We start from the raw sequence: 24467 nt of genomic DNA on the forward strand, positions 1-24467 counted from the left end.
CGCCGCTTTCAGCGGCTCCTCAGAGGCTGGCTCATAAATCCCTTCTGGCATGGGCATAGGCTTTCCCTCCCCCTTGTGGGGCGGGTCAGGGTGGGGGGTGTGAGCGCTAGACTGGACCAGCGAAGCGCCGGCACCCCCACCTCCAACTCCTCCCCACAAGGGGGAGGAGGGCTCGTCGGCGCTTTATGAGCCATACTCTCAGGATGAGGGTAGAGTGGTGTGAGGTGTTTACATCACGCCGCCATCTGCGAGCGCTGTGCCCAGCCGGTCATGGAGCGCTCCGCATAGGCCGTGATCGCGTACATGATGACGCCGAGCACCGCGAGCACCACGAGGGCGGCCCAGACGAGGGGCACCTCGAAGGCAGCCGAGGCCCGCGTGAGCAGATTGCCGATGCCCACATTCGACGCGTTCTGCTCGCCGATCACGGAGCCCACATAGGCCAGCGTGATCGCGACCTTCAACGAGCCGAAGAAATACGGCATGGCGCGCGGCACGCCGACCTTGAACACGATGTCGCGCTTCGAGGCGCCGAGCGCCCGCAGCACGTCCTCCATCTCGGGCTCCACCGTGGCGATGCCGGTCGCGACATTCACCACGATGGGGAAGAACGAGATCAGGAAGGCGGTCATCACCGGCGGCACCCAGCCGACGCCGAACCAGAACACCAGGATCGGCACCACGGCCACCTTGGGGATCGAGTTGAAGCCCACAAGCAACGGATAGGTGCCCGCATTGATGAGCCGCGAGGAGCCCAGCACCATCCCGAGCAGGAGGCCGAAGCCGACCGCGAGGCCGAAACCCGCCAGCGTCATCCAGAGGGTGTGCATGGCGTGGTAGGCGAGCTGGCTGCGGTATTCCCACACGGCCCAGAGAATCGTGGAGGGCGCCGGCAGGATGAAGCTCGAGATCTTCAGCACATGGCAGAGGATCTCCCACAGGGCGAAGAACCCGACGGTGAAGACCCAGGGCGCGAGGGCAAGCTTGTTCTTGGTTTTCATGGGATCCTCACGCCGCCTGGCGCGCCTGCGCGATGTGGCCGCGCAACTCGTGAACGAGGGCAGAGAATTCCGGCGTATAGGTGATCTCGAGATCACGCGGCCGCGGGAACTCCACCTCGCGCTCGGCCACGATGCGACCGGGCCGGGCGCTCATGCAGAAGATGCGGTCCGCCAGGAACGCCGCCTCGCGCAGGTCATGGGTGACGAGAATGATCGTCACCTTCTGGGCCGCATGCAGGTCGCGCATCACGCACCACAATTCTTCGCGGGTGAAGCTGTCGAGCGCGCCGAAGGGCTCATCGAGCATCAGGAGCTTGGGTTCGTGGATGAGCGCGCGGCAAAGGGAGGCCCGCTGCTGCATGCCGCCTGACAGCTGCCAGGGGAATTTGTGCCCCTGCCCCTTGAGACCCACCTGGGCGAGCAGGCTCTCGGCCTTCGCCACATATTCCGCCTTGTGGCGGCGCAGCCGCGAGCGATGCGGCTCCACGATTTCGAGCGGCAGCAGGATGTTGTCGAGGGTGGTGCGCCAGGGCAGCATCGTCGGGTTCTGGAACGCCATGCCGGCGAGCTTCACCGGCGCTCCCACTTGCCTGCCGTCCACGATCACCGTTCCCTCGACGGGAAACTGCAATCCGGTGGCGAGCTTCATCAGAGTGGACTTGCCGCAGCCCGAAGGACCGACGATGGCGGCGAACTCGCCCTCGTGTACCTTGAGATTCAGGTTCTGGACAGCAGGCAGACCGTCCTCAGCCCGCGCATAGACGTGGGTCACATCGTGGATATCGACGAAAGCAGACAACGGGCACTCCGTGGTCTCACCCTCCCTTTGAGGGGGAGGGTCGGCCGTCAGGCCGGGGTGGGGTGAGTAGCGCGACCTTGCAGGACGTGGCGTTTCCACCCCACCTCGCTCGCCTATGCTCGCGACCCTCCCCCTCAAGGGGAGGGTAAAGAACGATCAGTTCACCTTGCGCTGATCGGCGGCGGGGAGGAACTGCTCCGTGAACACCGCGTCCACTTCGGGCTTGGCCTTGTAGGTGAAGGTCAGGCCGATCTGGTCGAGGGCCTTGGCGAAACGGGCCTTGTCGATGCCGCCGAAACCGTTCTCCTTCACCCACGGGGTGATCATGTTCTGCTCCAGCACCATCTTGAGGCGCTCGAGCTCCACGTCCTTCTTGGCGACGTCGTTGCGCTTGACAACCGCGTCGACAGCGCCCGACGGATCCTTCACCGTGTCCTGCACGCCCTTCATGATGGCGCGCAGCAGGCCCTTCACAGCCTCGGGCTTTTCTTGAGCGAACTTCTGCGAGACGATGATCGTGTTGCCGTAAAGATCGACGCCGTAATCGCTCATGAGCAGCACGACGATGTCGTCCGCCGGCACGCCGCGGGACTTCAGGTTGATGTAGGACGACATGGAGAAGCCGAACACCGCATCGACCTCACCCTGCGCCAGCATGGGCTCGCGGACCGGAAAGCCCACGTTCTCGAACTTCATGGTGGTATCGTCGATCTTGTTCACGGCCTTGAAGATCGGCCATTGCGCGTAAGCGCCGTCAGCGGCCGGCGCGCCGAACTTCTTACCCTGGAGGCTCGACACCTCCTTAGCAATGCCCCGGCTCTTGCGCCCGATGAGGGCGAAGGGCGGACGGTCGTAGATCACCATCACGGCCTTGATGTCGGTGCCGGGATTCTCGTCGCGGAAGCGCACGAGGGAGTTCACGTCGCCGAAGCCCACGTCATAGGTGCCCGACGCCACGCGGGAGATCGGCTCGCGGGATCCCGCCGCCGGATCGATGGTGACGTCGAGGCCCTCGGCCTTGAAGTAGCCCTTGTCGAGGGCAACCGCGAACGGAGCGGCCGGCCCCTCCCAGCGCCAGTCCAGGGAGAACCGCACCGGGGTCTGGGCCTGGGCAGCGGAGCCGAGAAGCACGGCAGCGCCCGCCAGCATGCCCTTGATCCACCCTGCCTTTATCGAACGATCCAAGAACATCACCGTCACCTCTGTTTTTATGGCCTTGAGCCTTCTGGCGTTCTTTGTCGCCAGCTGCCTTGTTCTTGACCATGCAATCAGATCGGTGCTTCGGGTCAAGTCTCTTGCCAGGGCATCCCTGCTGCCGGGACGTGCATTTGACAAAAAATTGAGCAGGAATTCTCACGGCCAAGGCTCTTGACGGGGTTCAGAGCTCTCCCCACCTTGATCCCATCGGCGACCGGGCCCCTCTGGCAGGACGCAACCGCGACTGCGATGTCGGAGCCGATGCTTGAACATAAGCAATCAAAGGTCCGGTTATGCCAGAATTCCTGCTCATGGAATGGCTGGGGAAGCCCGTCTGGATGTGGACGGCTTTCCTGAGCCTTGTCGTTTTTCTCCTCGCCTTCGATCTCGGTGTCCTGAACAGAAAGGACAAAGAACTCGGCGTGAAGGAGAGCCTTCTCCTCTCTGCCTTCTATATCGGCATCGCGATGCTCTTCGGTGCCTATATCTGGTGGTCCTTCGAGACCGGCCTCCTGGTGACCCAGGACGGCACCCATGCGGGCATCTCCTACTTCACGGGCTTCTTCATCGAAAAGTCCCTGTCGATCGACAATGTCTTCGTGATTTCGCTGATCTTCAGCTATTTCGCGATTCCCAGAGCGTACCAGTACCGCGCCCTTGTCTGGGGCATCATCGGCGTCATCGTCCTGCGCGGCATCATGATCGCCTTAGGCGCCGCTTTGGTGCAGGAATACTCCTGGATGCTCTACATCTTCGGCGCGTTCCTGATCGCGACCGGCATCAAGATGCTGATCGTGCCCGATAGCGATCCGGACATCGAGAAGAACCCGCTCGTCCGCTTCCTGCGCAAGCACATGCGGGTGACGAACCGCCTTCATAACCAGCACTTCTTCGTGCGCGAGCCCGACCCGAAGACAGGCAAGCTCGTCACCTGGGCGACGCCGCTCTTCCTGGCTCTCGTGGTGATCAACGTCGCCGACCTGATCTTCGCGGTGGATTCGGTGCCGGCGATCTTCGCCATCACCACGGATACCTTCGTGGTCTACACGGCCAACATCATGGCAATCCTGGGCTTAAGGGCGCTCTACTTCGCGCTCGCCGCCATGGTGCACCGGTTCCACTACCTGAAATATGCCCTGGCGCTGGTGCTCGTGTTCATCGGCGGCAAGATCTTCTGGAACCAGCTCGTGGGCAAGCTCGATCCCACCATTTCGCTCGGCGTGACCCTCGCCCTGATCGCCGGTGGTGTCCTCTTCTCACTGTGGAAGACGAAGGACGAGCAGGCGGCCATTTCCGGGTAAGGCATAGTGGGAGGGTGAACGCCCTCCCATTTCGTTTTCCGCTCCTCATTGTCATTCCGGGCTCGCCTTTGGCGCCCCGGAATGACAGCAATGATATGTCTGTTTATACCGGCAACATCCCGTCGCTCTTGACCTCTTCCATCACCGCGTAGGTGCGGGTCTCCTTCACGCCCGGCAGGGCGAGAAGAATGTCGCCGAGGAAGCGGCGGTAGGCGGCCATGTCGGCCACTCGGGTCTTCACCAGATAATCGAAGCCGCCCGCCACCATGTGGCATTCCAGAACTTCTGGTGCGCGCTTCACGGCCTCGGCGAATTTCTCGAAGACGTCTGGCGTGGTCTTGTCGAGGGAGACTTCCACGAAGACCAGGAGGCCAAGCCCCAGCCGGTGCGGATCAAGCCTTGCCCCATAGCCGGCGATGAAGCCGTCCCGCTGCAGGCGCTTCACGCGGTCGCTGGTGGAGGTGGGCGACAACCCAACCTTTTCCGCCAAGTCCACGGTGGCGATGCGCCCATCGGCCTGAAGGGCTTTGAGGATCTTGCGATCGGTACGGTCCAAGTCCGTCATTTTCACGGTCTTTCAGGATGATGGCCGCTTTTACTAAGGCAAAGAGGGTGATTTTTCCATCGAAGCACGCCTCTTGCCCACCTATATTCCGGGAAACATCCAGAGGATCTTCCGATGCGTCCTTCCCCCAGCACCGCCCAGCCCTTCAACCCGCCCTACGCTGAGGACGACAAAGCCCTTGCGACCCGGCTTCTCGCCAGCTCCCGCTTGTCGCCGGAGCGGGAGAAGCGCGTGGATGAGCAGGCCACGCGCCTGATCGAGGCCATCCGCGCCAAGGGCGGCGGGCTCGGCGGCGTCGAGGAGATGCTGCGGGAATACGCGCTCTCCACCAAGGAGGGGCTGGCGCTCATGGTGCTGGCCGAGGCGCTGCTGCGCGTGCCGGATGCCGCCACCGCCGACCGGCTGATCGAGGACAAGCTGGGACAGGCCGATTTCGCCGGCCATGAATCCAAGTCCGACGCCTTTCTCGTCTCGGCCTCGGCCTGGGCGCTCGGCATCACCGCGCGGGTGATCCAGCCCGGCGAGACCCCAGAGAGCATTCTGGGCCAGCTCACCAAGCGCCTCGGCCTCCCGGCCGTGCGCACGGCGACCCGCCAAGCCATGCGGGTGATGGGCAACCACTTCGTGCTCGGCCAGACCATCGAGGAGGCCCTGAAGCGGGCGGGCACCTCGAAGGGCCGCGTCTACCGCTATTCCTTCGATATGCTGGGCGAAGGCGCCCGCACCACCGACGATGCCCACCGCTATTTCGACTCCTATGCGTCGGCCATCGACGCGATCGGCCGCTCCGCCGGCAACGAGCCCCTGCCGAACCGCCCCGGCATCTCGGTGAAGCTGTCCGCACTCCACCCGCGCTACGAGGCCACGAGCCGGGAGCGGGTGATGCGCGAGCTCGTGCCGCTCGTGATCGAGCTGGCGCAAAAGGCCAAGGCTTACGACCTCAACTTCACCGTTGATGCGGAGGAGGCCGACCGGCTGGAACTGTCGCTCGAGGTGATCGAGGCGGTGCTCGCCGATCCGTCGCTCGCCGACTGGAAGGGCTTCGGCCTGGCCATCCAGTCATACCAGAAGCGCGCCGGGTCGGTGATCGATGCCATCGCGGCCATGGCCGAGAAATACGACCGCCAGCTCATGGTGCGCCTCGTGAAGGGCGCCTATTGGGACACGGAGGTGAAGCGCGCCCAGGAGCGCGGGCTCGACGACTACCCGGTCTTCACCCGCAAGGCGATGACGGACCTGCACTACATGGCCTGCGCCGAGAAGATGCTCAGCTTGCGCCCGCGCATCTACCCGCAATTCGCCACTCACAACGCGCTCACCGTCGCGTCCATCATCGAGCGCGCCGGCGGCACCGAGGGCTACGAATTCCAGCGCCTGCACGGCATGGGCGAGGCGCTCTATGCGCGCCTGCTCGAAGACAATCCCGGCCTTGCCTGCCGCGCCTATGCGCCGGTGGGCGGTCACCGCGATCTTCTCGCCTATCTCGTGCGCCGCCTTCTGGAGAACGGAGCCAACTCCTCCTTCGTGTCCGTCGCAGCCGACCCCAACGTGCCTGTCCAGGCGCTCTTGAAGCGGCCAGCTGACATCATTGTGTCCGCCGACAAGGCGCGTCATCCCAAGCTCCCGCTGCCGCGCGATCTCTATGGACCCGAGCGCACAAATTCACGAGGCGTGGAGTTCGGCCACCAAGCTTCTCTCGATGCGCTGCTCGTGGAGATCGGGAAGAGCGGCCAGCAGAACTTCAAAGCGGAAGTTCTGATCGACGGCAAGGCGGCGTCCGGCACGTCCCGCCCGGTCGTCAGCCCCATCGACGGCAGCACCGTTGCGGGCCAGGTGACGGAAGCCTCGCCCGAGGTGGCGGACCGCGCGATGGCGGCAGCTCAGAAGGGCTTTGCAAGCTGGAGCCGCACCGATGCGGACACCCGCGCCAAGGCATTGCAGCGTGCGGCCGATCTCCTGGAAGAGCGGCGCGGGGCACTGCTGCACCTGCTGCAGGTGGAAGCCGGTAAGACCCTCGACGACGCGCTCTCGGAAGTGCGCGAGGCGGTCGACTTCCTGCGCTATTACGCCGTTCAGGGTCGCACCCTGTTCGGCAATGGCGACCTCATGCCGGGGCCTACGGGTGAGAGCAATATGCTGCGCCTGCGCGGCCGCGGCGTGTTCGTGGCGATCTCGCCCTGGAACTTCCCGCTCGCCATCTTCCTCGGGCAGGTCAGCGCCGCGCTGATGGCCGGCAATGCGGTCGTGGCAAAGCCCGCCGAGCAGACGCCGCTGATCGCCGATCTCGCCGTGCGCATTCTGCACGAAGCCGGCGTGCCGAAGACGGCCCTTCATCTCGTGCCGGGCGATGGGCGCGTGGGTGCGCGTCTTGTGGAGCATGAGCGTGTGGCCGGCGTGGTGTTCACCGGTTCGACGGAGGTGGCGCGCATCATCAACCGCACGCTCGCCAACAAGGACGCCGCCATCGTGCCACTGATCGCCGAGACCGGCGGCATCAACGCCATGATCGTAGACGCGACAGCGTTGCCTGAGCAGGTTGCCGATGACGTGGTGACCTCGGCGTTCCGCTCCGCCGGCCAGCGCTGCTCGGCACTTCGCCTGCTCTGCGTGCAGGAGGATGTGGCCGATCGCATGATCGAGATGATCGCCGGCAATGCGCGCGAGCTGAAGCTCGCCGACCCGCGCGAGATCTCCACCCATGTGGGCCCGGTGATCGACCGCGAGGCGAAGGACAAGCTCGATGCGCATATTGCCGACATGAAGCGCCAGGCGAAGGTGCACTACGCCGGCGATGCGCCTGCGACCGGCACCTATGTGGCGCCGCATTTCTTCGAGCTCAACAAGCCGCACGATCTGGCCCAGGAAGTGTTCGGCCCAGTGCTGCATGTGGTGCGCTACAAGGCGGATCGCCTGGAGGAGGTGCTGCGGTCGATCGAGGGCACGGGCTATGGCCTGACGCTCGGCGTGCATTCGCGCATCGACACCACGGTGGAGCGCGTGATCGAGGCTCTGTCGGTGGGCAATGTCTATGTGAACCGCAACATGATCGGCGCGGTGGTCGGCGTGCAGCCCTTCGGCGGTCATGGCCTCTCCGGCACAGGCCCCAAGGCGGGCGGTCCGCACTACCTCCTGCGCTTTGCCACGGAGCAGACGGTGACGATCAATACGGCCGCCGCCGGTGGCAACGCGAACCTGATCGCCATGGGTGAGTAGGGCGAGGCACCTCGCTTCATTGTTCTGTCGTCATCCCCGGACTTGCTCCGGGGATCCGCGTCTTCGCTTTCCGCTTCTCCAACCTCATCCTGAGGAGGATTGCGTAAGCAATCTGTCTCGAAGGAGGTTACAGTGCTCTCTGGAGGCTCCTTCGAGACGCCGCTGCGCGGCTCCTCAGGATGAGGGCAGTGTTTCTAAGACGTGGATGGCCGTGACGAGCACGGCCATGACGTTCCGTTGGGAGTCAAAACGCAAACGGAAAGCTGCGGACCTTCTCCCACGGCCCGCCGCGATACCACCATAGGTCCAGCCCCATTCCTATGACCTCGAACGGCTGAAATCCGTCAGCCAAATCCTCCAGCAGAGCCCGTGCCTGTGTTGGATCGACCTTGTTCTGCACCGTCACATGCGGGTTGTGGTTCTGACGGTCCTGAGGCTTGAGCCAGTCGTTCCATGTCAGCGCGAGATGACGGCGTAACTCGCTCAGCTCAGAGGATTCGAGCTTATACGCGACCCCGCGCCCGAGGGAACGCAGACCTGTCACATCGAGCGCGAAAGGTTCCTGACCGGAGATCGCGGCCTCGGTGTCATGCTGAATTTCCGCGAGGTGCTCGCCCGGCAGAGCATGGAACAGTGTCAGGTGTGCCGGGATGAAGTTGCGCTCCTTGGGGAAGTAGCGCCGTCGCTGCTCGTCGAAGAAAGCAAAGGCACGCTCGTCGAGCTGGAGCGTGAGGATGAGAGGCGCTGTTGTGTTCATGACAAGAAAAACCCGGCTTGGTGCCGGGTTGTTTCAGATCTCAAGCTGACAATTGTTTTAGAAGTTCAGCGCCGCCTTGGCTTCACGCAGCTGCGCGACCGCCGACTCGGCCGCGTGCTTGGCAGCCTGATCGTTGGTGGAGTCATAGGCCATTTCGGCCTGAAGGATCTCGTGATCCAGGATCTCCTGCGTCAGTTCCTCGGCCGGGAGAGCCCGCTCGGCCAGAACCGTCAGGCCGTTCTGGTTCACATCGGCGAAGCCGCCACGCACCAGGATCCGACGACCATTGCCGGGCGTGCTGGTGATGACGAGGAAACCGGTCTTGAGAGCCGTCATGGTCGGCGCATGACCGGCCAGAACAGTCATGTCGCCTTCCGTGGCCGGCAGCACAACCGCATCCACGTCGCCGGAGAACAGCACGCGCTCAGGAGAGACGAGTTCGAAATTGAAGGTAGCCATCTATCTGAGCTCCTCGTCACCGCGATCATGATCGGGCATCGTTTGGGAGATACGCTTGGACAAAGTGATCCCGGAGTCGTGTGAATCACACGACTCCGGGATGCACGAGAGTTGAATTAAGCAGCTTCGGCGGCGAGGCGCTGGGCCTTCTCGACGGCTTCCTCGATGGTGCCGACCATGTAGAAGGCAGCTTCGGGGAGGTGGTCGTACTGGCCATCGACCAGACCCTTGAAGCCCTTGATGGTGTCTTCAAGGGCGACGAGCTTGCCGGGCGAGCCGGTGAACACTTCCGCCACGTGGAAGGGCTGAGACAGGAAGCGCTCGATCTTGCGGGCGCGGGCTACGGTGAGCTTGTCCTCTTCGGAGAGTTCGTCCATGCCCAGGATCGCGATGATGTCCTGGAGCGCCTTGTAGCGCTGCAGCACCTGCTGGACCTGACGGGCGGTGTTGTAGTGCTCCTCGCCGACGATGGCGGCGGACAGCATGCGCGAGGTCGAGTCGAGCGGGTCCACGGCCGGGTAGATGCCCTTCTCGGCGATCGAACGCGACAACACGGTCGTGGCGTCGAGGTGGGCGAAGGAGGTGGCCGGGGCCGGATCGGTCAGGTCGTCGGCGGGCACGTAGATGGCCTGCACCGAGGTGATCGAACCCTTGGTGGTGGTGGTGATGCGCTCCTGCAGGGCGCCCATGTCCGTGGACAGGGTCGGCTGATAGCCCACGGCCGAAGGAATACGGCCGAGAAGCGCCGACACCTCGGAGCCTGCCTGGGTGAAGCGGAAGATGTTGTCCACGAAGAACAGCACGTCCTGACCCTGGTCGCGGAAGTTCTCGGCGACCGTGAGGCCGGTGAGCGCGACGCGGGCGCGGGCGCCCGGGGGCTCGTTCATCTGGCCGTACACAAGGGCGCACTTGGAACCGGCAGCCGAGCCGCTCTCACGCGGGTCAACGTTCACCTTCGACTCGATCATCTCGTGATAGAGGTCGTTGCCTTCGCGGGTGCGCTCGCCGACGCCAGCGAACACGGAGTAGCCGCCGTGGGCCTTCGCGACGTTGTTGATGAGCTCCATGATCAGCACGGTCTTGCCGACGCCGGCGCCGCCGAACAGGCCGATCTTACCGCCCTTGGCGTAGGGAGCGAGCAGGTCGACGACCTTGATGCCGGTGACGAGGATCTGGCCCTCTGTGGACTGCTCGGCATAGGAAGGAGCCGGCTGGTGGATGGCGCGGGTGCTTTCACCAACGATGGGGCCAGCTTCGTCAACCGGCTCGCCGATGACGTTCATGATGCGGCCGAGCGTTGCGGTGCCGACCGGCACGGAGATCGGAGCACCGGTGTCGGTGACCGGCTGGCCGCGGACGAGACCTTCGGAGGTGTCCATGGCGATGCAGCGCACGGTGCTCTCGCCGAGCTGCTGCGAGACTTCGAGAACGAGGCGGCTGCCGTTGTTCGAGGTCTCGAGCGCGTTCAGGATCTCCGGCAGGTGACCTTCGAACTGCACGTCGACGACAGCGCCGATGACCTGGGTGATGTGACCGGTCGCCTTGCGGGCGGGGGTAGCGGTGTTGGCCATGATTGGCTCCTCTCGGATTTCGTCAGAGCGCCTCGGCGCCCGAGATGATTTCGATCAGTTCCTTGGTGATCATCGCCTGACGCGACCGGTTGTAGGTCATCGTCTGCTTCTTGATCATTTCGCCCGCGTTGCGGGTTGCACTGTCCATGGCGCTCATGCGGGCGCCCTGTTCGGAGGCTGCGTTCTCCAGGAGCGCGCGGAAGATCTGCACGGTGAGGTTCCGCGGCAGGAGCGTCGCCAGGATCTCGCCTTCCTCGGGCTCGTAGTCGTAGACCGCGTCGGACGACGTGCCGGAAGCCTCGATCTGAGCCGGGATGATGTGCTGCGCCGTCGGGATCTGGGCGATCACCGAGCGGAAGCGCGAGTAGAACAGGGTCGCCACGTCGAACTCGCCGGCCTCGAAGCGGGCGAGCACCTTCTGGGCGATCATGTCGCCCTGCTCGAAACCGAGCTGGCGCACGGAACGCAGGTCGATGAGCTCGATGATCTGCTGGGCGAACTGGCGACGAAGAATATCGTAGCCCTTCTTGCCGACGCAGATGATCTTGACCGTCTTGCCCTCGGCCATGAGCCGGTTGGCATGATCGCGGGCAAGACGCGCAATCGAGGAGTTGAACGCACCGCAGAGACCACGCTCGGCGGTGCAGACGATCAGCAGGTGAACGCGGTCGGAACCGGTCCCGGCGAGCAGGCGCGGCGTCTCGGGCCCGACGACGATGCCGGACGCGAGGTTGCCGAGCACCGAGGACATGCGCTCCGCATAGGGACGCGCGGCCTCCGCCGCGGTCTGCGCGCGGCGCAGCTTCGCGGCGGCCACCATCTGCATGGCCTTGGTGATCTTCTGCGTCGCCTTGACCGAGGCGATGCGGTTACGAAGGTCTTTTAAGCTCGGCATCGAGCGGCCCTACCCTCTCCGGAGTTCCGGCTGGATCTTACGCAAACGGTGTCTTTACGAGAAAGACTTGGCGAAGTTCTGGACGATGTCCTTGAGCTTCGCTTCCGAGTCGCTCGACAGGTCCTTCGAAGCGCGGATGGCATCAAGGAGATCAGCGTGCTTGCCGCGCAGGAGCGAAAGCAGACCGTCCTCGAAGGCGCGCACCCGGTTGAGCGGAAGCGCATCGAGGTAGCCGTTCACGCCGGCGTAGATCACGGCGACCTGCTCTTCCATCTTCAGCGGCGAGAACTGCGGCTGCTTCAGGAGCTCGGTCAGGCGCGAACCACGGTTCAGCAGGCGCTGGGTCGTGGCGTCGAGGTCGGAGCCGAACTGAGCGAAGGCCGCCATCTCGCGGTACTGCGCCAGCTCGCCCTTGATCTTGCCCGCGACCTTCTTCATCGCCTTCGTCTGGGCCGAGGAGCCCACGCGCGACACCGAGAGGCCGACGTTCACCGCCGGGCGGATGCCCTGGTAGAACAGGTCCGTCTCGAGGAAGATCTGGCCGTCGGTGATCGAGATCACGTTGGTCGGGATGTAGGCCGACACGTCGTTGGCCTGCGTCTCGATGACCGGCAGAGCGGTGAGCGAGCCCGCGCCCTGGCTGTCGTTGAGCTTCGCAGCGCGCTCGAGCAGGCGGGAGTGCAGGTAGAACACGTCGCCCGGGTAAGCCTCGCGGCCCGGCGGACGGCGCAGCAGGAGCGACATCTGACGGTAGGCGACGGCCTGCTTGGACAGGTCGTCGTACACGATCACGGCATGCATGCCGTTGTCGCGGAAGAACTCGCCCATGGCGCAGCCCGAGAACGGCGCCAGGAACTGCATCGGAGCCGGGTCCGACGCGGTGGCCGCGATGATGATGGAGTATTCCAGAGCGCCCTGCTCTTCGAGAACCTTCACGAACTGGGCGACCGTGGAGCGCTTCTGACCGACCGCGACGTAGACGCAGTACAGCTTCTGGCTCTCGTCGTTGCCCTGGTTGAGCGGCTTCTGGTTGAGGATCGTGTCGAGCACGACGGCGGTCTTGCCGGTCTGGCGGTCGCCGATGATCAGCTCGCGCTGGCCGCGGCCGACCGGGATCAGGGCGTCGATGGCCTTGAGGCCCGTGGCCATCGGCTCATGCACCGACTTGCGCGGAATGATGCCGGGAGCCTTCACGTCCACGCGGCGACGCTCAGTCGACTGGATCGGGCCCTTGCCGTCGATGGGGTTGCCGAGCGCGTCGACGACGCGGCCGAGCAGGCCCTTGCCGACCGGCACGTCCACGATGGCGCCCGTGCGCTTCACGGTCTGGCCTTCGGCGATTTCACGGTCGGAGCCGAACACCACGACGCCGACGTTGTCGGTCTCGAGGTTGAGGGCCATGCCGCGCACGCCGCTCTCGAATTCGACCATCTCGCCGGCCTGAACCTTGTCGAGGCCGTAGCAACGGGCGATACCGTCACCGACGGACAGAACCTGCCCGACTTCGGTGACTTCAGCTTCGGTACCGAAGTTCTTGATCTGCTCTTTGAGGATCGCGGAGATCTCAGCGGCTCGAATGTCCATCAGTGGACCTCTTTCATCGCTAGACGAATGGAATTGAGTTTGGTGCGCACCGAGGCATCCACCATGCGGGAGCCCATCTTCACGATGAGGCCGCCGATGAGGCTCGGGTCGATTTTGACGTCGACGGAGACGTCAGCCTTGGCGACGTCGCGCAGCGCCGCCTTGATCTCGTTCAGAACGGTGTCGGACGGCGCCTCCGCCAGGGTGACCTGCGCCCGGACGATGCCTTTGGCGTCGGACACCAGGTTCTGGTAGGCGTGGATCATGTCCGGCAGGGCGAAAAGCCGACGCTTGGACGCCACGAGACGGATGAAATTGCCCGCAAGGCCCGAAATGCCGGCCTTGTCGAGAATGGCACCGATCGCGTTCGACTGCTCTTCAGCCGTGAAGATGGGGTTGAGGATCAGGCGCTGCAAGTCGTCGCTGCCACGGATCAGCCCCTCGAAGCGGGCGAGATCGCCGGCGACGGCGTCCACCGTATTCGCCTCGCGGGCGACTTCGAACATCGCCGAAGCATAGCGCAACGCTACGCCCGACAGGAGGGGTCCATCATGGGAACCGCTTTGCGCCACGTAACCGTCTCTCTTGTCATAACGGGCCTCGGACCGGGAAAGCCTGCGAATGCGGCATCCGGGAGACCCGTCAGGTGTGGAAATGAGCCCGGGACGGGAGCCTTCTCCGCCCGTCAGGCGAGGGTGCACTAGCATGGGTTTTTCTGAGGCGCAAGGCGAGCTGAGCCCTGTTCGGCAGGTAAAAACCGGGTGCCTGTCGGGGCGGGGCCTAAAGTTCCAGGGTGGCGACTTCGCAATTGGTGAGGAACCGCCCGACGAGCCTGCTGAAGAAGGTGCCGTGGCCCACCACGGCGATCATCGTCTCCGGTCTCTCCGCCAGCCAGCCCCGGAACCGCTCGACGCGCTCCTCGAACACATGGGCGGGCTCGTAGACGAAGCCCCGCTCGTTCACCTCCCCCTCGTTATGCCACCAGACCTCGTCCAAATGGCCGAAATGGAGGTGGGGGAAATCCTGGGCCAGATGGGAGACCGCCCGACCCACGTCGCAGCTGCTCTCCAGGTGCTCCCGGTGGAGGCATTCCACCAGGATCTTCGGAGACGCGGGATGGGTCCCGAACAGCCCCATGGTGGTCTGGATCGCCCGGGTGAGCGGCGAGGTCACGACAAGTTCATAAAGATGCTGGCGCAGCTCCGGCGCCCGCTCGGCCACCTGCTGCCGGCCAAGCTCGGTGAGAGGCGCATCGAAATGCCCCGGATCTTCGCCATGCTCGGCCCAGTGGGCGTTGAAGGTGGATTGGCCGTGGCGGATGCAATGGACGATCTTGGGCATGGTACCTGTCTTGATGATGTGTTCGTTTAAAGAAAGCTCTGGGGATCTACGTCGATGGACACCCGCGTGTTGCCACGGATCTTGGGGCAGCGGGCCATCCAGCCGCGCAGGTAACCCTGGAGGTCCACCTCCCGTTCGGTCTTGACCAGAAGACGGAAGCGATAGCGGCCGCGGATGAGGGCGAGCGGGGCCTCGGCGGGCCCGAGCACCGTGACACCGGGGGGCGGCTCGGCCACCAGCGCCATGGCGCGGGCGTGAGCCTCGGCGGCCTCGCGCTCGGCGGCCGAGACGATGAGGGAGGCCAGGCGCCCGAAGGGCGGCAGGCCAGCCATTTCCCGCACCCGGGTCTCCTCTTCGTAGAATCGCTCCGCATCGCCGGAGATTAGGGCGGCGATCACCGGATGGTCGGGCTGCCAGGTTTGGACCAGGGCGCGGCCCGGCTTTTCGCCACGCCCGGCGCGGCCCGTCACCTGCTGGAGCATCTGGAACGTGCGCTCGGCGGCGCGGGGATCGCCGGAGGTCAGGCCGATATCGGCGTCGAGCACACCCACCAGGGTCATGAGCGGGAAGTTGTGCCCCTTGGCCACGAGCTGGGTGCCGATGACGATATCGAACTCGCCCGCCGCGATGGCGGCCAACTCCGTTCGCAGACGCTCCGTGCCACCGGGGAAATCGCTGGAGAGCACAATGCAGCGCTTGTCCGGAAACAGCTCCGTCGCCTCTTCGGCGATCCGCTCGACGCCGGGGCCGCAGGGCACCAGCGAATCGACGCTGCCACATTCGACGCAGGCCTGAGGCGTGCGCTCCACGTGACCGCAATGATGGCAGACGAGGGAACGCCGGAACCGGTGCTCCACCAGCCAGGAGGAGCAGTTCGGGCATTCATAACGGTGGGCGCAATTGCGGCAGAGGGTCAGCGGGGCATAGCCACGCCGGTTGAGGAAGAGCAGCGCCTGCTCGCCTTTCGCCACCGTGTCTTCCACGGCGGCGACGAGGGTCGGCGAGAGCCATCGCCCTTTGGGGATGGCCTCCTTGCGCAGGTCCACGGCCCGGATCTGCGGCATGGAGCGGCCGCCGAATCGCTCCGGCAGGCGCACGTGGCGGTAGCGCCCGCGCTCCACATTGACCCGGCTCTCGATGGACGGCGTGGCCGAGGCCAGAACGACGGTGGCGTTCTCGATCTTGCCGCGCACCACCGCCATATCGCGGGCGTGGTAATGCACCCCGTCGTCTTGCTTGTAGGCGGTCTCGTGCTCCTCATCGACCACGATGAGGCCAAGATCGGCATAGGGCAGGAACAGGGCCGAGCGGGCGCCCGCCACCACCTTCACCTCACCGGACGCAATGGCCGCGTAGAGCCGCTCGCGTCTGCGGCCTGTGACGCCGGAATGCCAGGTGGCGGGCTTCACGCCGAATCGGGCGGCGAACCGGTCGAGAAACTGGGCCGTGAGCGCGATTTCCGGCATGAGGATCAGGGCCTGCCGGCCTTGGCGCAAAGCCTCGGCCACAGCCTCAAAATAGACCTCCGTCTTACCGGAGCCCGTAACGCCCTCCAGCAGGATCACGGGCGGATGCTCCTCGCCCATGGCGGCAACGAGCTTCTCCGCCGCCTCGCCCTGCCCGTCCGAGAGAGCGGTGTCGCCGAAGGCGGGATCGGGCATCTCGGCCACGGGCTCGGCCAGAAGCGCCACCGTCTCCAAGGCCCCTTCATCGATCAATCCGTTGACGACCCCGGCACTGACACCCGCCGCCTGGGCGAGCTCGCTCTTGAGCCGCACGGCGCCGTCCTGCGCGATCTCGACCACCTTCTGCCGCGCAGGCGTCATGCGTTTCGGGAGGGCGCCCGCCAGCCGCACGCCGACCCGGGCGACCTCCTGCCGGTCGGCATCGGGAACTTTAAGCCCCATCGCAAGCGCCGAGCCCTTGGGCGCGAGCGTGTACCAGGCAATCCAGTCCAGAAACTTGCGCATCTTCGCCGACAGATTCGGCGCGTCGATGACGCCCGTCACCTTCTTGAGGTTGCCGCCCTGGCCCTCCCGCAAGCCCCAGACGACGCCCGCCACCTCGCGATTGGCGAGCGGCACCTGCACCACGTCGCCCTCCTCAAGGCCGAGGCCGTCCGGCACGGCATAGGAATAAGCCGTGTCCAGCGCCAGCGGGATGAGGACATCGGCGATGCGGCTTGTCATTCGGGAGAGGTTAACCTGTGGCTGTTAGGGTCCTGCCTTGCATAAATGGGACCTATGTCAAGCAGCGCCACACAGAATGCTCTCGATCTGGTTCTCCCCGGCGCAGACGACACCCGCCGGGAGGCGATGGCGTGGCTCGCCTCGCTGGCCAAGGAGCGGCGGCTCTCGGGAAAGACCGTCGAGGCTTATGCCCGGGATCTGCGCCAGTTCCTGGCCTTCCTGACGAACCATCTCGGCGAGCCGCCGAGCGTGAAGGGCATCCTGGGTCTGAAGCCCCTGGACATCCGCGCGTTCCTGGCGGCCCGGCGGATGGACTCGGTGGGAAGCCGTTCGCTCATGCGCCAGCTCGCCGCTCTTCGGTCCTTTGCCCGGCATCTTGAGCGGGAGGGCCATGGCACGGCCTCGGCCTTTGCGGCGATTCGCACCCCCAAGGTGGAGAAGAACCTGCCGCGCCCCCTCTCCGCCTCCTCGGCCGTGGCCGTTACGGATGCACAGGCGCGGGCATCCGAGAACCGCAAGCCCTGGATCCTGGCCCGGGACGCGGCTGTATTGTCCCTGCTCTATGGGGCGGGCCTGCGCATCTCCGAGGCGCTCGGCCTGCAGCGGCGGGACGCGCCCGTGAACGGCCTCGACGCCATCACCGTCACCGGCAAGGGGGCTAAGATGCGCAGCGTGCCGGTGATCCCGCCGATCCAGCGGGCGGTGGAGGAGTATCTGGCACTCTGCCCTTATGCGATCCCGCCCGAGGGGCCGCTTTTCGTCGGTGCCCGCGGCGGACCGCTCTCGCCGCGGATCATCCAGCTTGCCGTGGAGGAGCTGCGCGGCGCCCTGGGGTTGCCCGACAGCGCCACGCCCCATGCGCTCCGCCATTCCTTCGCGACGCATCTGCTGGCCAAGGGCGGCGACCTGCGCGGCATCCAGGAGCTTCTGGGCCACGCCTCGCTCTCAACGACGCAGCTCTACACGAAGGTGGATGCGGCCCGCCTGATGGACGCGTTCAACGCCGCCCATCCGAGGGCGCGGGTAAAATGAATTGTCGGGTGTCATCCCGTGGCTGCGCAGCAGAACCCGGGATCGCAAGACGAGACTAGCGCCTGATCCGGCATACGATCCCGGATCTTCGCTCCGCTTCGTCCGGATGACGCGGAGGATCACTCCGCCGCGACAACGGCCTCGGCCAAAAGCTGCCGCGCCGCGGGTCCGATGTCGCCGGCTGTCCAATGGGGTCGACAGACGGAGACGTAGCGGCCCTCGCCGCCGATCTCGACCACCGGGCCTGAGCGGACGGCTTCGCCGTTGCGGTCGTATTTCAGGATCATCGTGGCCTTGCGGCCGCAATGGCAGAGCTGCTTGATCTCCTGGAAATCCTGCGCCAGCGCCATCATGGCGATGATCGCGTCGCTGAACAGCGTGCCGTAGACGTTGTTCTTCAGCCCATAGGCCATCACGGGCACGTTCAGCTCGTCCACGATCCAGGCGAGCTGGCGGACCTGGTCGGCGGTCATGAACTGGACTTCATCGACCAGCACCACCGTGACGGGCTTCTTGGCATGCTCGGCCGCCACGATGGCGCCGATGTCGTCGACCTTCCGCAAGGGGATCGCATCGGCCTCAAGGCCGATGCGCGACTTCACCTTGCCGACGCCGAAGCGGTCGTCGATCAGGCTGGTGAACAACAGCACATTGCCGCCGTTCTCGATGTAATTGTAGCGAACCTGCAGGAGATGGGTCGTCTTGCCTGCATTCATCACCGAGTAGATGAAGTGGAGCTTTGCCATCCTGCGATCTTACATGTGAATGGCGCGCTTCTCCACCGCGAGGGCTGCTTCCTTCACAGCTTCCGCGAGCGTCGGGTGCGCATGGCAGGTGCGGGCCATGTCTTCGGAAGATGCCCCGAACTCCATGGCGATCGCCGCCTCGTGGATGAGATTGCCGGCTTCCGCGCCGACGATATGGACGCCGAGGACCTTGTCGGTGGTGGCATCGGCCAGGATCTTCACGAAGCCGTCCGTGGTGCGGTTCACCTTGGCGCGGCCATTGGCCGTGAAGGGGAACTTGCCCGCATTATAGGCGATGCCGGCGGCTTTCAGCTCCTCCTCGGTCTTGCCCACGGAGGCGACCTCAGGGAACGTGTAGACCACGCTCGGGATCACGTCGTAGTTCACATGACCCGCCTTGCCGGCGAGAATCTCCGCCACGGCAACACCCTCGTCCTCGGCCTTGTGGGCGAGCATGGGGCCGGCGATCACGTCGCCGATGGCGTAGATGCCGGTAACATTGGTGGAGAAATGCGCATCCGTCTGGATGCGGCCGCGGTTGTCGAGCTGGACGCCCACCTTGTCGAGGCCGAGCCCCTGCGTGTAGGGCACGCGTCCGACCGCCACCAGCACCACATCGGCCTCGATGGTCTCCGCATTGCCTCCGGCGGCGGGCTCGACCGTGAGCGTCGCACCGTTGCCGGTCCGCTCGACCTTGGTGACCTTGGCACCGAGCTTGAACGCAAAACCCTGCTTGCCGAGGATGCGCTGGAAGTTCTTGGCGACCTCGCCGTCCATGCCGGGCAGGATGCGGTCGAGATATTCCACCACCGTCACTTCGGAGCCCAGGCGGCGCCATACGGAGCCGAGCTCCAGGCCGATCACGCCCGCGCCGATCACCACGAGGCGCTTCGGCACGCTCTCGAGTTCGAGCGCTCCGGTGGACGACACCACCACCTTCTCGTCGATCTCGATGCCCGGCAGGCGGGTGACGTCGGAACCCGTGGCGATGACGATGTTCTTCGTCTCGAGCACCTGGTTCGAGCCGTCCTCAGCCGTCACCTCGACCTGGCCCGGAGCCGCGATACGCGCCGTGCCGGTGAAGGCATCGATCTTGTTCTTCTTGAGCAGGAACTCGACGCCCTTGGTGTTGCCGTCGACGCCCTCCTGCTTGAAGGCCAGCATTGTCTTGAGATCGAGCGTCGGCGCGCTCACGCCGATGCCCATGTCGGCGAAGTGCTGCGCATCCTGGAACATATGCGAGGCATGCAATAGGGCTTTCGAGGGAATGCAGCCGATGTTCAGGCAGGTGCCGCCATGGGTCTTGCGCTTTTCCACCACGGCCGTCTTGAGGCCGAGCTGCGCGGCGCGAATGGCGGCCACGTAGCCGCCGGGGCCGGTGCCGATGACGATGAGATCGTAGGACATCTTTTGTCTCCACTTAAACGTCATGCCCGGACTTGATCCGGGCATCCACGTCTTTGCTTTGCGTTGCAGGCGTGGATGGCCGGGACGAGCCCGGCCATGACGCTAAAAGGTTGGTGTTCTTACAGATCGAGCACGAGGCGCGCCGGATCCTCCAGGGCTTCCTTGACCCGCACGAGGAAGGTCACGGCTTCCTTGCCGTCGACGATGCGGTGATCGTAGGAGAGCGCGAGATACATCATCGGGCGCACCACCACTTGGCCGCCCCGCACCACCGGACGGTCCTCGATGCGGTGCATGCCGAGAATGCCCGATTGCGGAGCATTGAGGATCGGCGTCGACATGAGCGAGCCGTAGATGCCGCCGTTGGTGATGGTGAAGGTGCCGCCCTGCATCTCGTCGATGGAGAGCTTCCCGTCACGAGCGCGCTTGCCGAAATCCGTGATCTTCTTCTCGATGCCGGCAACCGACAGGTCGTCCGCATCGCGCACCACAGGCACCACGAGGCCCTTCTCGGTGCCGACCGCGATGCCGATGTGGTAGTAGTTCTTGTAGACGAGATCCTGGCCGTCGATCTCGGCGTTCACCGCCGGCACGTCCTTCAGCGCCTGGATCACCGCCTTGGTGAAGAAGCCCATGAAGCCGAGCTTGGTGCCGTGCTTCTTCTCGAACACGTCCTTGTACTGGCTGCGCAGGTTCATCACCGCGTTCATGTCCACGTCGTTGAACGTGGTCAGCATGGCGGCGGTGTTCTGCGCATCCTTGAGGCGGCGCGCGATCGTCTGGCGCAGCTTCGTCATCTTCACGCGCTCTTCGCGCTCCGCATCGCTCGGCGCGGAAGGCGCACGCACCTGAACCGGCGCGGCGGGTGCGGAGGCTTGAGCGCCGCCCGTGGCAATCGCCGCGAGCATGTCGCCCTTGGTCACGCGGCCGTCCTTGCCGGTGCCGCCGACATTGGCCGGGCTCACGCCGCTCTCGGCGGCAAGACGGGCCACGGCCGGGCCGTGATCCTGGGCGGCGCCGGGAGCAGCAGTTGCCGGAGCAGGCGCTGCAGCGGGAGCGGCCTTGGGCGCTTCAGCCTTGGGGGCGGCTGCAGGGGCAGCAGGAGATGCCGCCGCACCGCCGTCGACGATGGAGCCGAGCACCGCGCCGGGGCTCACCGTCTCGCCGTCCTTGGCGATGATGTCGCCGAGGGTTCCGCTCGCGGGCGCGTTGACCTCGAGGGTGACCTTGTCGGTCTCCAGCTCGAGCACGGGCTCGTCGGCCTTCACGGGATCGCCGGGCTTCTTGAACCAGCGGCCGATGGTGGCCTCTGACACGGATTCGCCAAGGGTGGGTACGCGGATTTCGGTTGCCATGATCGTCTTTTGGTCTTTGCGGGGCTGGTGTCCCAGCCCCTCGGAATCGGATGAGAGCTCCCGCGGGTGTTAAGCCGCGAAAGCCTCGTCGAGGAAGGCCTGCAGCTGGGCCTGGTGCTTGGACATGAGGCCTGTGGCGGTGGCGGCAGAAGCGGGGCGGCCCACATAGCGGGGACGATCCACCTTGGAGCCGGCCGTCTTGAGCACCCACTCGAGATAGGGCTCGACGAACATCCAGGAGCCCATGTTCTTGGGCTCTTCCTGGCACCACACCACGTCGGCCTTCTTGAAGCGGGCGATCTCGGCCGCCAGCGACTTCGCCGGGAACGGATAGAGCTGCTCGACGCGCAGCAGGTAGACATCGTCGATGCCCCGCTTCTCGCGCTCTTCGAGCAGGTCGTAATAGACCTTGCCCGTGCAGATCACCACGCGGCGGATCTTGTCGTCCTTCACCAGCTTGACGACGTCGCGCCCGGTTTGAGCGTCGTCCTGCAGAACCCGGTGGAAGTAGGTGCCTTCCGAGATGTCGCTGAGCGAGGACGTGCAGCGCTTGTGGCGCAGCAGGCTCTTCGGCGTCATCAGGATCAGCGGCTTGCGGAAGTCGCGCTTCAGCTGCCGGCGCAGGACATGGAAGTAGTTCGACGGCGTGGAGCAGTAGCTCACCTGCATGTTGTCCTCGGCGCACATCTGGAGGAAGCGCTCCAGACGGGCGGAGGAGTGCTCCGGTCCCTGGCCCTCATAGCCGTGCGGCAGCAGGCAGACGAGGCCCGACATGCGCAGCCACTTGCGCTCGCCCGACGACACGAACTGGTCGAACACCACCTGCGCGCCGTTAGCGAAGTCACCGAACTGCGCTTCCCACAGGGTCAGGGCATTCGGCTCGGAGAGGGTGTAGCCGTACTCGAAGCCGAGCACCGCCTCTTCCGAGAGCATCGAGTTGATGACCTCGTAGCGCCCCTGATCCTCGCTGATGTGGTTGAGGTTGGTGTAGCGCTCCTCGTTCTCCTGGTCGGTGAGCACCGTATGGCGCTGCGAGAAGGTGCCGCGCTCCACGTCCTGACCGGAGAGGCGCACGCGGTGGCCCTCCAACAGGAGCGAGCCGAAGGCCAGAGCCTCGGCCATGGCCCAGTCGAAGCCCTCGCCGGTCTCCAGCATCTTCTTGCGGTTGTCGAGGAAGCGCTGGATCGTGCGATGGAGGTGGAAGCCGTCCGGAATGGTGGTGAGCGCCTTGCCGATCTGCTGCAGGGTCTCCGCCGACACACCGGTCTGCCCACGACGGGGATCGTCCTGGTCCTCGCGCACGGCCTTGAGGCCCGACCAGCGGCCGTCGAGCCAGTCGGCCTTGTTGGGCTTGTAGTTCGACGCGATGTCGAACTCGGCATCGAGCTTGGAGCGCCAGCTCGACTTCATCTCCTCGAGCTCCGCCTCGGTGACCACGCCCTCGGCGAGGAGCTTCTTGGAATAGAGCTCCACGATGGCCGGATGCGACCGGATCTTGCGGTACATGAGCGGCTGGGTGAAAGCCGGCTCGTCGCCCTCGTTGTGGCCGAAGCGGCGGTAGCAGAACATGTCGATGACAACAGGCTTCTGGAACTTCTGCCGGTACTCGGTCGCGACCTTTGCGGCGAAGACCACCGCTTCAGGATCATCGCCGTTCACGTGGAAGATCGGCGCCTCGACCATCTTCGCCACATCCGACGGATAGGGCGAGGAGCGCGAGAAGCGCGGATCGGTGGTGAAGCCGATCTGGTTGTTGATGATGAAGGAGATCCAGCCGCCGGTGCGGTGACCGCGAAGTCCGGACAGCCCGAAGCATTCCGCCACCACCCCTTGGCCGGCAAAGGCCGCGTCGCCGTGGATGAGGAGCGGCATGACGGCGGTGCGGTTGTCAGGCGTGCAGCCATGCTGGTCCTGCTTGGCGCGCACCTTGCCGAGCACCACCGGATTGACGATCTCCAGATGCGACGGGTTTGCGGTCAGCGACAGGTGGACGTTGTTGCTGTCGAAGGTGCGGTCCGACGAGGCGCCGAGGTGGTACTTCACGTCGCCCGAGCCTTCCACGTCGTCAGGCGCGAAAGAACCGCCCTTGAACTCGTGGAACAGAGCCCGGTGCGGCTTGCCCATCACCTGAGTGAGCACGTTGAGGCGGCCGCGATGGGCCATGCCGAGCACGATCTCCTTCACGCCGAGATTGCCGCCCCGCTTGATGATCTGCTCCAGCGCCGGAATCAGCGACTCGCCGCCATCAAGGCCGAAGCGCTTGGTGCCGGTGTAGCGGACATCCAGGAACTTCTCGAAGCCTTCCGCCTCGACGAGCTTGTTGAGGATGGCGCGCTTGCCCTCCTTGGTGAAGGTGATCTCCTTGTCGGGCCCCTCGATGCGCTCCTGGATCCAGGCCTTCTCAGCCGGGTCGGAGATGTGCATGAACTCGACGCCCAGCGTCTGGCAATAGGTGCGATCGAGGATCGCGACGATCTCGCGGATCGTGCCGAACTCGAGGCCGAGCACGTTGTCGAGGAAGATCTTGCGGTCCCAGTCGGCTTCCGTGAAGCCGTAATGGGACGGGTGCAACTCCTGATCGTTGGGGCGCGGGTTGATCTCAAGCGGGTCGAGCTTGGCGTGCAGGTGACCGCGCACGCGGTAGGCACGGATCAGCATGATGGCGCGCACGGAGTCGCGGGTCGCCTGCTGCACGTCGGCCTGGCTGATCTCGGCGCCCTTCTCTTGAGCCTTCGCCTTGATCTTGTCGCCGACCGCCTTCTCGACCTGAGCCCAGTTGCCGTCGAGGGCCGAGACGAGTTCGCCATTGGCGTGAATCGGCCAGTTCGCCTTCTCCCAGGACGGGCCTTTGGCGGCTTTCTCGACAGCCTGCTTGTCGTCCTTCAAGGCGCCGAAGAAGGCCTGCCACTCGGCGTCGACCGAGGAGGGATCCTGCTCGTAGCGGGCGTGAAGGTCCTCGATATAGGAGGCGTTCGCCCCATAGAGGAAGGCGGTGTTGAGAAGCTTTTCGTTGGCGTCTTGGCGTGCCATGACAATACTCGATTTCAAAATGACT

Annotated in this window: 19 protein-coding genes; 3 read left to right on the plus strand and 16 right to left on the minus strand. The window is 64.9% G+C overall.

The window, feature by feature from the left end:
* Positions 1 to 233 precede the first annotated feature (233 nt).
* The 3 genes from IC232_RS13585 to IC232_RS13595 all read right to left on the minus strand — a co-directional run bounded on the left by IC232_RS13585 (position 234) and on the right by IC232_RS13595 (position 2985).
* Entirely contained in the window at positions 234 to 1001 is a 768-nt protein-coding gene (locus IC232_RS13585) for an ABC transporter permease (protein ID WP_190845512.1), read from the minus strand.
* A gap of 7 nt (positions 1002 to 1008) precedes the next feature.
* The gene (locus IC232_RS13590; RefSeq protein WP_210335356.1) at positions 1009 to 1800 is read right to left on the minus strand and encodes an ABC transporter ATP-binding protein; all 792 of its coding nucleotides are present in this window, start codon (positions 1798 to 1800) and stop codon (positions 1009 to 1011) included.
* Between the two features lie 156 nt (positions 1801 to 1956).
* Positions 1957 to 2985 carry an ABC transporter substrate-binding protein gene (locus IC232_RS13595; RefSeq protein WP_246812203.1) on the minus strand — a complete coding sequence of 343 codons (1029 nt, stop codon included), beginning with the start codon at positions 2983 to 2985 and terminating at the stop codon, positions 1957 to 1959.
* A gap of 305 nt (positions 2986 to 3290) precedes the next feature.
* On the opposite strand from IC232_RS13595, the gene IC232_RS13600 reads away from it, so the two are divergent.
* Entirely contained in the window at positions 3291 to 4298 is a 1008-nt protein-coding gene (locus IC232_RS13600; protein WP_190845514.1) for a TerC family protein, read from the plus strand.
* A 103-nt stretch (positions 4299 to 4401) separates the two neighbouring features.
* Here the strand turns inward: IC232_RS13600 and IC232_RS13605 are convergent, their stop codons facing one another.
* Positions 4402 to 4863, minus strand: coding sequence for an Lrp/AsnC ligand binding domain-containing protein (locus IC232_RS13605; RefSeq protein WP_190845515.1), 462 nt, complete (start codon positions 4861 to 4863; stop codon positions 4402 to 4404).
* 114 nt (positions 4864 to 4977) lie between these two features.
* Here IC232_RS13605 and putA point away from each other — a divergent pair, with 114 nt between their 5' ends.
* A complete protein-coding gene (gene putA, locus IC232_RS13610; RefSeq protein ID WP_190845516.1) occupies positions 4978 to 8076 on the plus strand; it encodes a bifunctional proline dehydrogenase/L-glutamate gamma-semialdehyde dehydrogenase PutA in 3099 nt (1032 codons plus the stop codon).
* Between the two features lie 244 nt (positions 8077 to 8320).
* Here putA and IC232_RS13615 read toward each other — a convergent pair whose 3' ends face one another.
* The 8 genes from IC232_RS13615 to IC232_RS13650 form a co-directional block, all read right to left on the minus strand.
* Positions 8321 to 8833, minus strand: coding sequence for a 2'-5' RNA ligase family protein (locus IC232_RS13615; protein ID WP_190845517.1), 513 nt, complete (start codon positions 8831 to 8833; stop codon positions 8321 to 8323).
* A gap of 57 nt (positions 8834 to 8890) precedes the next feature.
* On the minus strand, positions 8891 to 9292 hold the full coding sequence (locus IC232_RS13620; protein ID WP_190845518.1) for a F0F1 ATP synthase subunit epsilon: 402 nt from the start codon (positions 9290 to 9292) through the stop codon (positions 8891 to 8893).
* Between the two features lie 116 nt (positions 9293 to 9408).
* Positions 9409 to 10863, minus strand: a complete 1455-nt coding sequence (atpD, locus tag IC232_RS13625) for a F0F1 ATP synthase subunit beta (RefSeq protein WP_190845519.1) — start codon at positions 10861 to 10863, stop codon at positions 9409 to 9411.
* A gap of 22 nt (positions 10864 to 10885) precedes the next feature.
* Entirely contained in the window at positions 10886 to 11758 is an 873-nt protein-coding gene (locus IC232_RS13630; RefSeq protein ID WP_190845520.1) for a F0F1 ATP synthase subunit gamma, read from the minus strand.
* 54 nt (positions 11759 to 11812) lie between these two features.
* The gene (gene atpA / locus IC232_RS13635; RefSeq protein ID WP_190845521.1) at positions 11813 to 13342 is read right to left on the minus strand and encodes a F0F1 ATP synthase subunit alpha; all 1530 of its coding nucleotides are present in this window, start codon (positions 13340 to 13342) and stop codon (positions 11813 to 11815) included.
* Entirely contained in the window at positions 13342 to 13914 is a 573-nt protein-coding gene (locus tag IC232_RS13640) for a F0F1 ATP synthase subunit delta (RefSeq protein ID WP_190845522.1), read from the minus strand. The genes atpA and IC232_RS13640 overlap by 1 nt, the downstream gene beginning before the upstream one ends.
* A 208-nt stretch (positions 13915 to 14122) precedes the next feature.
* Positions 14123 to 14683 (minus strand): histidine phosphatase family protein, encoded by a 561-nt coding sequence (locus IC232_RS13645; RefSeq protein ID WP_190845523.1) that lies wholly within the window; start codon positions 14681 to 14683, stop codon positions 14123 to 14125.
* Positions 14684 to 14709: 26 nt separating this feature from the next.
* Positions 14710 to 16872 (minus strand): primosomal protein N', encoded by a 2163-nt coding sequence (locus IC232_RS13650; protein WP_190845524.1) that lies wholly within the window; start codon positions 16870 to 16872, stop codon positions 14710 to 14712.
* Between the two features lie 54 nt (positions 16873 to 16926).
* Between IC232_RS13650 and IC232_RS13655 the strand changes: the two genes are divergently transcribed.
* On the plus strand, positions 16927 to 17904 hold the full coding sequence (locus IC232_RS13655; RefSeq protein WP_246812204.1) for a tyrosine recombinase XerC: 978 nt from the start codon (positions 16927 to 16929) through the stop codon (positions 17902 to 17904).
* Positions 17905 to 18023: 119 nt separating this feature from the next.
* On the opposite strand, the gene IC232_RS13660 is transcribed toward IC232_RS13655, so the two are convergent.
* The 4 genes from IC232_RS13660 to IC232_RS13675 form a co-directional block, all read right to left on the minus strand.
* Positions 18024 to 18650 carry a thymidine kinase gene (locus IC232_RS13660; protein ID WP_190845526.1) on the minus strand — a complete coding sequence of 209 codons (627 nt, stop codon included), beginning with the start codon at positions 18648 to 18650 and terminating at the stop codon, positions 18024 to 18026.
* Positions 18651 to 18659: 9 nt separating this feature from the next.
* Positions 18660 to 20057, minus strand: a complete 1398-nt coding sequence (gene lpdA, locus IC232_RS13665) for a dihydrolipoyl dehydrogenase (protein ID WP_190845527.1) — start codon at positions 20055 to 20057, stop codon at positions 18660 to 18662.
* A gap of 119 nt (positions 20058 to 20176) precedes the next feature.
* Complete coding sequence (odhB, locus tag IC232_RS13670) at positions 20177 to 21412, minus strand: 2-oxoglutarate dehydrogenase complex dihydrolipoyllysine-residue succinyltransferase (protein ID WP_190845528.1); 1236 nt, start codon at positions 21410 to 21412, stop codon at positions 20177 to 20179.
* A 69-nt stretch (positions 21413 to 21481) separates the two neighbouring features.
* Positions 21482 to 24442: a 2-oxoglutarate dehydrogenase E1 component gene (locus IC232_RS13675; RefSeq protein WP_190845529.1), complete on the minus strand. Its 2961-nt coding sequence runs from the start codon at positions 24440 to 24442 to the stop codon at positions 21482 to 21484.
* Between the last annotated feature and the right edge of the window lie 25 nt (positions 24443 to 24467).

The sequence above is a fragment of the Microvirga sp. genome (assembly GCF_014699075.1).
GTDB lineage: Bacteria > Pseudomonadota > Alphaproteobacteria > Rhizobiales > Beijerinckiaceae > Microvirga.